This window comes from Methylobacterium sp. J-048, assembly GCF_022829515.1.
Taxonomy (GTDB): domain Bacteria; phylum Pseudomonadota; class Alphaproteobacteria; order Rhizobiales; family Beijerinckiaceae; genus Methylobacterium.
On the sequence record NZ_JAKSYL010000111.1, the window covers coordinates 1 to 13,079 of the forward strand.

16 protein-coding genes and 1 pseudogene are annotated in these 13,079 nt (G+C 61.7%); 12 read left to right on the forward strand and 5 right to left on the reverse strand.

Annotated features, from left to right (window positions below):
* The first annotated feature begins 831 nt into the window (after positions 1-831).
* The 8 genes from MKL09_RS08805 to MKL09_RS08840 all read left to right on the forward strand — a co-directional run bounded on the left by MKL09_RS08805 (position 832) and on the right by MKL09_RS08840 (position 7,283).
* Positions 832-1,086: a hypothetical protein gene (locus MKL09_RS08805; protein WP_244019571.1), complete on the forward strand. Its 255-nt coding sequence runs from the start codon at positions 832-834 to the stop codon at positions 1,084-1,086.
* Between the two features lie 175 nt (positions 1,087-1,261).
* Positions 1,262-1,714, forward strand: coding sequence for a hypothetical protein (locus MKL09_RS08810; RefSeq protein ID WP_244019573.1), 453 nt, complete (start codon positions 1,262-1,264; stop codon positions 1,712-1,714).
* Positions 1,711-1,863, forward strand: coding sequence for a hypothetical protein (locus MKL09_RS08815; protein WP_244019575.1), 153 nt, complete (start codon positions 1,711-1,713; stop codon positions 1,861-1,863). The genes MKL09_RS08810 and MKL09_RS08815 overlap by 4 nt, the downstream gene beginning before the upstream one ends.
* The gene (locus MKL09_RS08820) at positions 1,860-2,837 is read left to right on the forward strand and encodes a hypothetical protein (protein WP_244019577.1); all 978 of its coding nucleotides are present in this window, start codon (positions 1,860-1,862) and stop codon (positions 2,835-2,837) included. Before MKL09_RS08815 ends, MKL09_RS08820 begins: the two co-directional genes overlap by 4 nt.
* The gene (locus MKL09_RS08825; RefSeq protein ID WP_244019579.1) at positions 2,834-3,085 is read left to right on the forward strand and encodes a hypothetical protein; all 252 of its coding nucleotides are present in this window, start codon (positions 2,834-2,836) and stop codon (positions 3,083-3,085) included. The genes MKL09_RS08820 and MKL09_RS08825 overlap by 4 nt, the downstream gene beginning before the upstream one ends.
* Complete coding sequence (locus MKL09_RS08830; protein WP_244019581.1) at positions 3,082-3,432, forward strand: hypothetical protein; 351 nt, start codon at positions 3,082-3,084, stop codon at positions 3,430-3,432. The genes MKL09_RS08825 and MKL09_RS08830 overlap by 4 nt, the downstream gene beginning before the upstream one ends.
* Entirely contained in the window at positions 3,429-3,929 is a 501-nt protein-coding gene (locus tag MKL09_RS08835) for a hypothetical protein (RefSeq protein ID WP_244019583.1), read from the forward strand. Before MKL09_RS08830 ends, MKL09_RS08835 begins: the two co-directional genes overlap by 4 nt.
* Positions 3,930-3,941: 12 nt before the next feature.
* Complete coding sequence (locus MKL09_RS08840; protein ID WP_244019585.1) at positions 3,942-7,283, forward strand: phage tail tape measure protein; 3,342 nt, start codon at positions 3,942-3,944, stop codon at positions 7,281-7,283.
* A gap of 86 nt (positions 7,284-7,369) precedes the next feature.
* Here the strand turns inward: MKL09_RS08840 and MKL09_RS08845 are convergent, their stop codons facing one another.
* From MKL09_RS08845 to MKL09_RS08860, 5 genes and pseudogenes are all read right to left on the reverse strand, one after another.
* Positions 7,370-7,936 (reverse strand): hypothetical protein, encoded by a 567-nt coding sequence (locus MKL09_RS08845; protein WP_244019587.1) that lies wholly within the window; start codon positions 7,934-7,936, stop codon positions 7,370-7,372.
* Between the two features lie 21 nt (positions 7,937-7,957).
* Positions 7,958-8,977: a hypothetical protein gene (locus MKL09_RS08850; protein ID WP_244019588.1), complete on the reverse strand. Its 1,020-nt coding sequence runs from the start codon at positions 8,975-8,977 to the stop codon at positions 7,958-7,960.
* A gap of 15 nt (positions 8,978-8,992) precedes the next feature.
* Positions 8,993-9,199: pseudogene (locus tag MKL09_RS32310) on the reverse strand (HNH endonuclease); the annotation flags it as partial.
* 36 nt (positions 9,200-9,235) lie between these two features.
* On the reverse strand, positions 9,236-11,014 hold the full coding sequence (locus MKL09_RS08855; RefSeq protein ID WP_244019589.1) for an AAA family ATPase: 1,779 nt from the start codon (positions 11,012-11,014) through the stop codon (positions 9,236-9,238).
* Positions 11,015-11,179: 165 nt separating this feature from the next.
* On the reverse strand, positions 11,180-11,398 hold the full coding sequence (locus tag MKL09_RS08860; RefSeq protein ID WP_244019628.1) for a multiprotein-bridging factor 1 family protein: 219 nt from the start codon (positions 11,396-11,398) through the stop codon (positions 11,180-11,182).
* A 404-nt stretch (positions 11,399-11,802) separates the two neighbouring features.
* Here MKL09_RS08860 and MKL09_RS08865 point away from each other — a divergent pair, with 404 nt between their 5' ends.
* Genes MKL09_RS08865 through MKL09_RS08880 form a run of 4 tightly spaced genes read left to right on the forward strand, consistent with a single transcriptional unit; the run spans position 11,803 to position 13,041 of the window.
* Entirely contained in the window at positions 11,803-12,249 is a 447-nt protein-coding gene (locus MKL09_RS08865) for a hypothetical protein (protein WP_244019590.1), read from the forward strand.
* The gene (locus MKL09_RS08870) at positions 12,246-12,464 is read left to right on the forward strand and encodes a hypothetical protein (RefSeq protein ID WP_244019591.1); all 219 of its coding nucleotides are present in this window, start codon (positions 12,246-12,248) and stop codon (positions 12,462-12,464) included. Before MKL09_RS08865 ends, MKL09_RS08870 begins: the two co-directional genes overlap by 4 nt.
* Positions 12,464-12,865, forward strand: coding sequence for a hypothetical protein (locus tag MKL09_RS08875; RefSeq protein WP_244019592.1), 402 nt, complete (start codon positions 12,464-12,466; stop codon positions 12,863-12,865). Before MKL09_RS08870 ends, MKL09_RS08875 begins: the two co-directional genes overlap by 1 nt.
* Positions 12,856-13,041 (forward strand): hypothetical protein, encoded by a 186-nt coding sequence (locus MKL09_RS08880; protein WP_244019594.1) that lies wholly within the window; start codon positions 12,856-12,858, stop codon positions 13,039-13,041. The genes MKL09_RS08875 and MKL09_RS08880 overlap by 10 nt, the downstream gene beginning before the upstream one ends.
* Positions 13,042-13,079 lie beyond the last annotated feature (38 nt).

A 13,079-nucleotide genomic window follows, 5' to 3' on the forward strand; every position in this document is an offset into this window, starting at 1 on the left:
ATTGTTCTTTTTGTCGCAACAAATTCTGCATCGCCTTATGCACGCTACCGTTGTACCATCCTGGCTCTTCCTCGCTTTAGGGGGATTAAGCGGGAGTTGGTGGTAGCGTATGGGATATCTATTGATCGCCCTGCTAGGGGCCACGTGTGGGGTGCTATTAAACTGGTATCTGTTGGTTCCGATCGTGACAGCCATAGCGCTAGCCGCTGGAGTGGCTGGCTCCATCAATGGCTACATGTTCGGTGATGTCTTGGCTGACATCGTCCTCCAGGTCTGCGTTCTAGAGGTGAGCTGGTTGGCATCGGTCTGCATCATCACGCGCCTGATTAAGAGAAGGCCGGACCAACCTGGTCGTCAGCCAGAACGAGATCGGGCGCCATCCAAATGGGGCGGCTGATAAAGCGCTCCTGCCAAAATGTGCGACAGAATAACTCAGCCAAGCCGCAACAAAATATAACACTAAACAACAGAATATAACAACGGACATACATCTGGCATTGGCTGGCATGATCGCCGTCGTTGCAGACAGGCCTTCAAGATAGCACTGTAAGAGCCACGCAATTGCAACGCGGTGGCACTTACGATGACTAATCCACTTCGAAGAGATGCATTGCTACGGCTGAAGGTCGAGACAGACCTCGCCCGAGCTGTAGAGGTTACTGCGCGCCAGCGCGGCCAGACCGTTTCGGAATACGTGCGCCAAGGCGTGCGTGCTCACTTGGCCCGTCACGGTGTTCGGCTCAGCACGGACGATTCCCCCCGCACGCCTCCGGCCGCACCTGCGCTTCGCGACGCGGCCTGAACCTCCGATGGCACAGGGCGGATCACAGTATGAAGCGCGACTTGAAGGGTTGGGGCCCGTTCGCCAGTCACCTGCTGCCCGAGGAACGGTCCGCGCGTATCCGCTGCCTGCGCGGGCTGGTCATGGCCTACCGCGGCACGGACGGGAAGCGGGTGAACGCCCTGCTGCGCGCCGCGGAGGACGATCCGGCCTTGCTGGAGTCCGCACGCCTGTCGCTCGCGGCGCTCTCGGAGGCACAGCTCCGGCCGATCTGGAACGCCTACGTCTCGATGGAGATCGAGTGACCGCCGCCACCCATGCGGAATGCCTCAGGCCGGCCGCCGGGCTCGGCGAGGGAGCATTTCTAGGACTTGGGTCCTCCCGGGGCCGTAGAGGCGAATCACGGGCAATAGAGGCGCGGTCTCTCGCTCCCCACAAAATCCCCATGGGGGGTTCAGTTTCAGTTTGGGGGTCTCTGCGATGAGCGAACCCGTCAGCGTTTCGGTAATCGCGGCCGCCTTCGACCTCTCCGAGCGCCGGATCGGGCAGCTCGCCGACAAGGGCATCGTCATCCGGGTCGGCCGGGGCAAGTTCGACCTGCTGGTGTCGACGGCCAACTACTGCCGCCACCTGCGCGAGGTCGCTTCCGGCCGAGGCGAAGACAGCCCCGACCTGACCGCCGAGCGGACCCGGTTGGCCAAAGAGCAGGCCGATCGCATCGCCATTGAGAACGAGCGCACGCGCGGGACGATCCTGCTGGCCGACGAGGCCTTGCACCGCTGGTCGGCCGAGATGGTCAAGCTCCGGGCGCAACTGCTGGCGGTGTCCGGCAAGGTCGCGATGGCCCTCCCGCAGCTGACCCCGCACGAGGTTCGGGAAATCGACCGCGTGGTGCGCAACGCCATGACGGCGATCGCCGGGGGCGAAGCATGACCCCGCATCCCATCACCCATCGCGGCAGCCACCCGTCTTCCGTCGAGGATCTCCGGCCGGCCACCGCGGTCCCGGGCTCCGGCCCGACGCGGGCGGCGGCCAACTCCGCCGCCCGCACCCTCCTGCACACCGGAGACCCCCGCCCGTGAAGACACCCAAGATCGCCCGCGCCCTCGCCGACCTTGTCGGTATCGCCCGCAAGGAAACCTCGCCCGCCCGGATCGAGACGGCGCTCGCCGACGCCCGCGCCCAGGTCGAGGCCGCCACCCGCGACCGCGAGGCCGCCGAGACCGCCTACCGCGACGGACTGCTCGACGCCCCGGAGGCCGAACTGGAGCGGCAGCTCGCCGAGAAGGGCGCGGCGACCGTCCGGCTGGATCGCGCGGAAGCCCTCGTGGCGGCCCTGGTGCAGCGGCTCGCCATGGCGCGCGAGGCCGAAGCCCGCGCTGCCCGACAGGCGATCCACGAGGATGCCACCGCCCAGTGCGATGCGATCCGGGCCCGGCTGGCCACCGAATATCGGCATCATGCTGGTAGCCTCCGCGCCCTTCTGCGCGACCTCGCCGCGGCCGAATGCGCCCGCGAGCGCGCCGGCCGGGAGGCGTCGGACTTCTCAGCCATCCCCTCGCCGGAAGCCGAGCTGCGGGTTCTCCACGGCCTGCCGGAGGATGTCGTATCCGTCGAGACCATCGAGTTGTGGGTGGTCGACGGCCGCACCGACCCGGTGCCGGCCGATCGCCAGGCCGACGTGCGCCGCTACGACGAGCGCCGCGACCGCGGCACGCTCCTGTTGCCGGGCACCGCCCACCACGCCGCGCCGACTTCCGGCGTCAACCTCCACTGCACCCTGCGGAGCTTTACCCGCACCCGGTACCGTGAGGCGGTAGGCGATTTCGGCCGCGACCTGCTGTGCCGGACCGTAGCGCTCCCGGCCTTCGGCCCGGACGACGTGACGATCACCTCGGCCGATCCGCTGCGGGACTACTCTGGTGCCTTGGTCGAGTTGGCCGGTGAGCTGCCGGCCGCCGAGCCGTTCGTCCGTCCGGTGAAGGAACGGCTGGAACTGCTGCCCGCCGTCCCGCGTGCCGAGGCCGAGGTGGTGCAGCTGCGGGGCGCGGCATGACGGTCTCCTCCGCCACCACCCTCATCGACCGACAGACCGCAGCCCGCGAGCGCATGCGCGAGATCGACCAGTCCCCTGAAGCGGCCGGCAAGGAGCGGCTCCCCTTCCTGTTGGCCTGCCGGTTCGACCTGCCGGTGATGCGGGTCCGTCAGCTCCTAGCCGACGCCCCCGATTTCGCCGGCCTTCCCGACCTCGTGGCCTGGGTCGAGGCCATTCCGACCCGTCCGCCGCTGAAGATCGTTCGATGAGCGACGGCGGCGCACAGGCCGAAGCCGCGACTGGGTTTGCGCCCATCATCACGGTCCTACGCCGCGTCGAGGCGCCGCCGTGCGCCGACCGCACCGTGACCCTGGCCCGGTTCTCCTGCCTCGTGGCTGGCCTCCTGCTGATGGAGTTGAAGCTGGTGCGTTGGCCCGACGGTTCGATGCACGTCCCGAACATGACGGGCGGCGGCGGTATCGGTCATCCGATCCGCGGAGTCGTCGTCAAAGACGAAGGCCTGCGCGCCGCGATCCTGGCCGCGGCGATCGTGGTGCTGGACGCGACACCGGAAATTGGCGCCGAGCCGCGCCGGCACAGAGGAAGACGAACATGACCGATCTGGAAAAAGAGGCTCAAGCTCTCAAGGGCTCTGCCGACAAGCTGCATGGCTCTGCTGGCAAGCTGAAGTCTGCATCCCAGGCCTTGGCCGGTGCCGCTCAACCCGATGCACCTACCGAGGCCGCGTCCGAGACCTGGGACAAGCTGTCGGTGGTGGTGCTGGCCGGCGACCACGCCGTCTTCTCGATCGACGAGGCCGGCAACGTCCAGGTCCCCGCCACCTTCGCGATGCGGTCGGAGGTCGGCGTCGCACTGGCGCGTGCGAGCGCCGTGCTGGCCGCGCAGCCCGAACCCAACTCGTCGCAGCAGATCCTGAACATGGTGTTCCGGCAGCTCGGCCAGATCGACACCGACGCCTCGCGCGAGGCCTTCGCCAAGCTCGAAGCCGCGGTGAACGGCCAGACGGAGGCCTTGGCCGCCGCGACCGTCGCCCTGGACATGGTCACCGCTGACATCGGGGCTTCGATCCCGACCGCACCCGGCACCCACTGAGGAGCATCCGCCATGGCGTCCAAGGTCATCGAAGCCAAGCTCCTCATCACCGCCGAGTCGCGGGTCGAGGCCGAGATGGCCAAGGTCGCGAAGGCGGTCCAGCAGGGCCTCGACGTCACCAAATACACGGCCGAGGTCGCGAAGCTGAACAAGGCTTGGGAGAATCAGGCCAAGGCGGCCAAGGCGGCGGCGGACCTGATGGACGCCCGCAAGCCCCTGGAGGCCACGGTGCGCGGCATGCAGCGGGTCGGCACGGAAGCGGCGCGGCTCGCCAAAGAGTACGATGCGGCTAAGAAGGCGGCGGCCGACTACAGCAAGTCCACGGCGTTCGTAAAAGGCAGCGAGCAGGCAACGCGCCTCACGGCCGACGTGCGGCGTCTGGCCGAAGCGCACCGCGCGGCGGTCGGCGAGACCAGGGCCCTCACCGCGGCGTTCAGCGCGGAGACGGCCGCCCTGCGTGCCGCTGAGGGCGCGGCCTCCCGCTTGGGCGTGGATCTGTCCCGGGTCGAGCAGCAGCAGCGCTCGCTGGCCCGCAGCACCGATCAGGCGGCGGCCGCCTTCAAGCGCCAGGTCGCCGTCGAGGATCACGCGGCCAAGCAGAGCGTGGTCCGACAGGAGCGCTATCAGGCCGGCAAGGCCCTCGTGTCCGGCGGCGCGGTCGTGGTCGGCGGCAAGATCGACGCGACGGCGAAGGCGGCCACGCACAGCTACGCCGAGTTCGACATGGAGATCCGCCGGCAGGTGGCCATGGCGGGCCTGACGAAGGAAGAGCGGCAGAGCCGGATCGACCAGGCCGTGCGGCTCGGCGGCTCCTCGACCTTCAACGACATCCAGGTGCTCCACGCGCAGCGCACGCTCGCTGGCCGCGGTGTCCGCAAGGATCTGGTCGAGCCCTTTGTCGAGGAGATCAAAGATTATGCCCAGGCGATGAACGTCGACCTGCCGAGCGCCGCCAAGACCCTGGAAGGCATCGTGTTCTCGACCAACCAGCACATCGAGGATGCGGCCACGGCCAAGAAGGTCATGCGGCGCAACGTCGATCTGGCGGTGAAGACCGCGAAGGTCGGCGGCCTCGAAGACCACGACATCCAGGCCGCGTTCAAGATGGGCGGCGCGACCGGGACCGGGGCCGGGTTCTCGGTCGAAACTATGGATACAATTTTCGCGCTGCTACGGAAGTCCGGCTACTCGGGCGAGGAGGCTGGCACCGCGGCGCGCGGGATCTCCTCGAAGTTCATCGCCCCCTCGAGGCAGGGGCTCACCGCCCTCGACGCCATGGGGGTGAGGTACGGTAACTTCGTGCGCATGCCGGACGCGCTGAACGCTGACCGGCTCGGCAACTCGGTCAAGCGCAGCTTCGGCAAGCAGATGTCGCCGGAGCAGATGCAGCGGTTGCAGACGCTGATGAGCGATCCCGACGCCTTGCTCGACCGGGACAAGTTCACTGCCGATGCCAGCGGAATCATCGGGCAGAGCTTCGACAAGAACAAGAAGGGCGAGCTCAAGGCGGCAGATTCTCACGCCATCGCAAAAGTAGTTGGCGATTTCTACAAAATGGCGGCCGAGTCGGTGGATACCGAAGGCCTGCTACGGGCCGTCATTAACGCCCACCCGACCCAGGCGCAGCTCAACGCCCTGGTCACGCGCGAGCATGGCGGCAAGCTCGGTTCGATCGCCCAAAAGCCGGAGCTGTTCGACGAGTACCGCAAGAAGATCGCGGAGACCCCCGAGGGGTTCGCCAAGTCGATCGGTGATCTGGTCATGGGCGGATTCTACGGCGCGCAGAAGCGCATCGAGAATACCCGGCTCAACGTCGAGACCTCCATGGGTCGGTCGCTCGACAACAACGGCGAAGGCGGTGGTCTACTCACCAAGGCATACACGGCGATCGCCGACTTCCAGCAGCACATCGCCGAGTTGGATCCGAAGATCGTGGCCCTCGGAACGTCGGTGGCCGTGGTCGGGGGCGAGATCGCGCGCGCGGCCGGCACGCTCGGCTTGATGGGCTCGGCTCTGGCGCTCACGAAGTCGGCGGCCTCCCTGGAACTGGCAGCCGCGAAGCTGGCCGTGAACGGCGGCCTGCCGGACGTAGCCAAGAAGGGCGGCAAGCTGGCCGGGCTGGCGAAGGGCGCGCTCGGCATCACGGCGATCGGCGGCCTCGCCGAGTTGGCCCAAAGCTACAACACCCTGCAGATGCCGGAATTTACCAAGGACGGGATCGGCCGCGGTCTCCTTGGTGCCCTCGATCCGAACCTACCTGACATGGTGCTCGGCAAAAAGGCCGAAGATGTTGGCAAGGACGCTGGGACCAAAGTCGGCAAGGGCGTGGCCGACGGCATCAAGGAGAGAGCCCCCGAGGTCGAGGCCGAGGGCAAGACCCTGTTCCAGCGGCTGAACGAGCAGTTCCGGGCTGGCATCTTCGTGCCCATCAACTTCGTCCCGGGCGAGGGCATGGGCGGCGCTGGTGCTGGAGGCGGTTCCGGCGTGCAATCGGCCAGCTTCGGCGGCGGCAGCGGTGGCTTGGGTGGCATGATCCGCAAGGCCAGCCTCGGCGGTGGCGGCGGCCTTGGTGGCGGCGTGTCGTCCGTTGGGGGTGCCGTAGGCCCCGGCGTCCCGGGTTCGGTCAAGATGACCGATACCGAGCGGAACGAGCTTGGGCTCATCACGAAGTACGAGGCCGGCGGCCGGAACGTCCCGAACTACATCAACGACCGGCGGCACACGGCGCAGGGCTACTACCAGATCACCAACTCGAACTGGCGGCACATCGCCCCGCAGCTCGGGATCACGGCCCCCAACGCCATGTCAGCGAGCCTGGAGGATCAGACGCGCGTGGCGCTGCACCTGCGGCGAGCGAGCGGCCTCGGAAACTGGACGCGGTACAACCCGCGGCTCCGCGGTGCCCTGGGGCGTGGCGAGCAAATCCCGGCCGGCCCGGTGGCAACGCGTGTCGCTGACGGTGAGCCTCATCTCGTGCGCGGCCTCGATGGTGTCGAGGGATTGGACCTCGGCAACGGCACGATGAAAATGCCGAATGGCGCCATCCGCTCGATACCTCGGGGCATGCCGGCGATACCGGAGGCGCCGGCCGGGGGGCTTGGCGGTGGCGGGGGACGCGGAATGTCGGAGCTGCGAGAGCACATCGCCGAGCTGGGCCGGCATATTGATCGGTTCGGGGATTCGAGCTTTCACGGCCAGATTGAAGTCACCGGCCTTCACCGGGCGGGGATGCGCGCGACGGCCGTCCGCGTGAAGAACCGGGGCGGTCTCACCGCTGACATGGGGGTCACGCTGCCGGATCTCGAACGTGGTGACGGCTATACCCCGCCGCCCCGGGGCTACACCGACGTTTAGGCGGCATCGCCGACCTGGGCGTGACGGAGCCGGGGGCGAAAGAAGACATGAGCGATTGGAGTTGAGGGACGGCCGCCTGCGACAATTCACACGCCAAGTACAGAAAAGGCTATTGCGACCAGCATTGCGCCAACAACGAAAGCTAGGAGCGCCAGAAAGCCAAATAAATAAATCGCATTCGTTGTAAATTTAGCAACTTTCGAATGTATATCGGGCAAAACATCGCATTCGCCCTTATTAATGAGATCGCTCAGCTGTTTGGGGTTTTGAAAACTTTCCGAGTGTGCCAACCAATTTCGGTAGGTTAAAGCGGAAACTAAACCTGTTGCTACCAAACCGATGGCAAAAGAAGCTATAGCGTACCAGATTTTATGCGCAAACGAGATGGCAACCAATAGAGATTTTTCATCTGATTTTGCGATCAACGCACCAGTAAGACTCAACAGAACAACTATTGACCCCCCGTTGAGGAGCGAGAGGTGCTTGACGGTTTGGAGCCCGTATTCCCTTACGCTATTTAACGCGTTCAAACGTAGGGCATGACTCTGTTCGGCGTAGATTTTTGAAGCCAGAAGGAACTTATCTCCCTCGAAGCCTCGCTTTTGCTCAAGATATTTTAGTTGATCTGCCTCATTGATTGGTTCTTTTATCACAGACAATGTCCTCATGGAGCTCTAAAAACTGCCACGTGCTTCGGACTGACCAGGCAATCGGCGAGGTGGCAAATCCTGAAGCCCGACCCGCGAATCTTCCAGTTCAGCTAAGGCTGCTATGAGGCGACGTCCAAGCCGGTGCGAGACAAAATCGATCACACGATATGGCCCGAGAAACAGCTGCCGCTGTGGAACGACAATGAAGATCTGCATCTCATGATATTGCTCCACTACCCCAGGCGTCCATAAGCCCGGGTCGTCCGAGACCATCATAGACATTGAACGGCCGCTAGACGTGGAAAGCGAATAGCCAAAGGCCGGGTAGAAAGCGCCGACTGCTATCGTCCAGGCACCCTCAATAGCAAGTGGATCTCGAAAATCACTTTGGCCTTCAGACCGCCAGAAGCCCGTGCCCCGCAGTTCAGAGTCGGCATGTTGGCCCGGCGTGGAGTTCCAAAGAAGATTGCGTAGCCGATCAGCATAAGCACTTGAGCTTACACGAGGTCCGAGGATTGTATGCCCTAAACCAATCGCTAATTTTGCCAGAAACCGATCGGCGAAAGCCGTATTGAACGCCATACGGATGCGTCGGGGTTCCAGGCCGTGTTCGAGTAGCCAAGCCACGTCTCGTGCATCGTGCTCGGATATAGAAGGATCGTCGCGCCAGAGGATTGGGACGCTGCGAGCCAGGCCTTCCAGGAGAGTTAAGCAACGCCGATGAGCGAGAGGAAAGTGATCTATGATGGATTTTATTGTCGTTAAAGACCAATATTCCTCAGGCGACGTGAGGAAGAAATAGACTCTTCCTTGGTCCTTTGTGTTTCGCCTTAAGAAATCACCTCCTGGCAATGTCTCCCACCGTGGCTCGTCACGCTTGTGTATGTGAAAGATGATTTCCTGCGACGGACCTCCCCACCTTTCACAAACCTCATCGTCCGCAACAGGCACGGCATCATCGAACCCCTGATACATCAAAGCTGTGCTGCCGGGCATGTCGCGTGGCAGATACCGCAAGCCGGAAATCGCGGCATCGATCTGCATAAACCAATTTTTATAAAATGGTGGTTCTACCCAGGTTCCAGCGAGACTGTTGCAGGTCTGGCAAACCTGATGAGTACGGAATATTTCGGGAGATCTCGTCCCACCCAATCTTCGAGGCCAAATGTGCTCGTGAGACCAGCGAGTGAAGGGGCGACGACCGGCGCAATAGATGCAGGATAAAGCATTGGAATTGGTATTTGCTTTGGCGCTTGTCAATACCACCCCCTGTCAATCTGACTATCTGGAACTGTTGTGCTGTCACTGTGCCATTGAAAGCCGAGTCATCAAAGAAACAATATCATCGGGCCAGAAAGCGCCCTCTAAAAACTTCTGACGCAGTCCGCCCTTATTCAGATTGCCATCAATTGTTCGCAGCGCCGCAATAATGCGCTTGCCGGGACATTTGAGCATAAAACTAGGATACTTTAAAACAATACCGTCATAAATCAATACATCCGCCGCCTCTTCTGGCCAAGACGACATATCGGCGCCTTCTTCTTTCACGACTTTCAGCACTGCGTCCGAGAAATGGCGAACGATTGCCTGGAGTTGGTCGACTGATAGAGCGGTCAGAAGACGATGGCTTCCACCACGTGTTATTGATTCAAAGACAAGATTGGACGGAAGGTGGTCGTATTTTTGATCGAGCAACCACGCGTATACGTTCAAGGGGTCAGCCCAATAATTTTCTATCGAATATCGGCCAATCCGAGATACTCCAGTTGCAATAGGAAGCTGACCGCGGTCATGATCGACTAATCCCAAAAACAGATTGCCAAAGCCATTCCGGTGTAAAACGGACACCACGTCGTTGACAAGAAAATTATTCGACCCACCAGAATTCTCATCAGTTACTGGCGAAACAAATCGCAGCGATCTTTTTGGTTTTATGATCTTATAAACCGTCAGACTACGGAATATCTCATTATAAAACGCGTGATCTTGCCCTTCTACGAAAATTGTTGCAGTGTTTTCTTTGACTACTAACTCTCCATCGGACAAGCGCTCCACTAGCGCAGCTCTTTCGACCGTTTCTGGCCTGGCACCATGCCCGTCCAAAAAGAAACAATGCGAACGATCACAAAGCTGAACTAGCACCGGAGAATGGGTAACCCAAATTGCAACACTATTTTGAGCTTCCAGAGTTCGATCTACAACGCCCAAAAATCTACGCAGCAGAGGAGGATGGAGCAATCCATCAATGTCATCAAACAGATAAACTCTCGCTCCCTCTGCATCGCCCGCGACTAGATCATAGATGCTTAACGCAGCTTGTTCGCCAAAAGAAAGTCTATCGCCCTGAACAAAACTACCGTCCGATATCCGCTTCAATAGATATTGGTTTGGCTCTGGAAGTTCTCTGTTGATGTCCGGAATAGTAAATTCATAAGGTATTCCGAGGTCGTTAATCGACCTTTGTGCTTCAATCCAGGGCGGCGGCCCAAGAAGCTCAAGTAAATCATGTTCAGATTCACCGCGATATTTGCCTTTTGCATATTCCATATGATAGTTTAGAAACGCACCGGACAGTTTTCTGAGCTCTTTCGTGTATAAACGGACAGTCACCGCTCGATATAGATTGTTCACGTTGAGTGGATTGCTACTGGCGTATATTGCCCGATCCTTGTCTGTCAGAACGCTCCGGATCCTAGTTATGCTATATGATGTAGGTCTTCCAACTTCATTTGGCTCAAAGGCAGCGACAAAACTGTCATAGTCGGGAACGGTCGAGATAGTTTCGTTTATAGGATGCTGCTGAGAAGAACGATTGAAAGGTATGTAATTACTCTGGACAGTCTGATGATTGATTAATATGGGCCTAATATAATTACCGTCGATAAAAACTCCTGAATGAGTGTGCTGCATCGGCGGCTGAGTTGCACGATGTGATGGAATTTGTGTAGAAGAAAAACTAAGATTTATTTCATTCATTAACGTTGATTTACCGGCGCCATTTGGACCGGCAAGTATTATAGATCTGTGACTGAGTTCTGTTTCTAAGAACAGATCGTTGTTTGAGGTAATTGCGAGCCGCATTTGTCCGCTCTCGGAATCATCAAGTGGCAGGCGACTGAGGATGTATAAGCCCCTCATAGTGGGCCCGGAACCGGCTTGGGTACTCAGAAATGCGCGCCTCTATACCTGTGGGTGAGAGAAATATGGCGCTATGCAATCCTATCAGGAGGCGGCCGAGCTGGCGGTTCAATCTGCATCGGTTGTCACCTTCCTCAGCCGTACCCCCGGCCCCTCGCCATTCTCCTCGATGAAGATGACGCCGGCGGCTTCTAGGGCGGCCTGTAGGGCTTCGACGGTCCGGCCGTAGAGCGCCTCGCCGCGCTCGAACCTCGACACGGTGTTTGGCGAAACCTCGGCCATCGTCGCCAGTTCGCGGATCCCAATCCCGAGCGCGGCTCGGGCCATCCGGCATTGAACGACGGTTATCGGCACAGGTGGTAGCTCTGCTACTAAGTCGCTTGACGCCTTCTGGCGCAACGTGGTAGCCACACTACCAGCTTGGTGCACGAACACAAGCTGATCGGCCCGACGAGAGGGGTTGGAGCCTCGCGTCGGACCTAACCACCAACGGCATCTGGAGTACCGTCATGGCTATCCACGCCCATAGCACACGCACGCCCTTATTACCCCGGCCCCGCAAACCTCAGCCCTTATTAGGCCAGGGGTCCGGCCGGCAGTCGGGCCCCGTCACCCAGGCCATCCGCGTCATGCGGGCGGCCGAAACTCCAGAGTTTCCGACAACTTGTCGGAAAGTGGCTCAACTTGAGCCAGTTTCTGCGGACCATGCCATCGCCGCCATCCAGGAAGGCTTGGACCGCTTCTTCGCCGAAACGGGAATTCCCGTAACGGCCGCTGAGCTGCGCCGCCGGATCGAGGACAGGATCGAAGCGGACCTCGAGTTATTAGAGGCGCTCGACGGGGATCCCGAGGCCGAGCCAAGCCTCGGCGCTACCGAGGCCCTGGCGCTGTGCGGGCCGGCCGCCGCTGACCTGAAGGCCCGCCAGCGCCACGACTGGGACGACCAGACCTATTGGGGGCGCAGCAGCGCCACGGACGGCGAGCGCGATGCCGGTGAGGAGCCGGAGGAGGAGAACGAGCACGGTGGCGACATCCAGGATGAGCCGCACGACCCGCAGCCGGACGACATCACGCGGTGGATGCACGGCTATGATCCGGCCGTTGCCGCAGGCGCCCGCGCAGCTCGCCGACAGGCCGAGGCAATGCGCGCCCGCAAGAACCGGGAGGCCCGGTTATGAGCGCCGCTCATGTCGACTGGGGCAACATCCTCGAAATGGAGGATGATCTCCGCAACCTGAAGCGGCTTGCCAACGTGCTGACGACGCTCGGCACCCACGATGATACCGTTGATCGCGAGTGCATCTACGTCGTGGGGTGCTTCCTGCATCAGATGGGTGACCGCCTGGAGCAGCGCTTCGACAACATCCATCCCGTGATGTTGGAGGCACGCTGATGGCCTCCACCCGCCGCGCCGCTCTTGGCGCCATCCTCGCGGCCCCGTTGGCATCCGTGCCCGCGGCCACCGCTCCGACCGTCTCCCCAGAGCTGGCCCGGATCATCGCCGAACACGATGCACACCGCGCTGTGATGGAGGACAACCCAGACGACGAACGGCCTACAAAGGAAGATCGGTGCGAGGGCGGCCGCCTGCGTGCGCTCGTCGCCGGCTTTCCCTCGGTGGGCTGGGCCGACACCATGGCCAAGGCGGCCTGCCTCGCGCGCCTGTGGCCTGTGGAGGAAGCCGAAGAGGAGATGCGCTCCCAGGTTGATGCTGGGTACGCCTATCTCGACTGTATGGCGCTCGCCATCGCCTGCGAGGTCATGCGGCTGGGGGAGGCGCAGCGATGCGCCTGATGTTCTCGCTCATGGCCTTCGCCAATCTGCGCTTCGCCCTCGCCGAGTACGGTCGGGCGGAGATGCTGGAGAGGCATGCGGATGAAGCGATCGTCCGGGCCCGCGCTCGCGTCGTCGTGGCTGACAGCTTCGGCCAGCGCGCCGGCTGGCGGGAGCGGCTGATGCCGATGCGGTAGGTCCCGTCTTGGCGGCTGGGTTTTTTCCAAAATTGGGA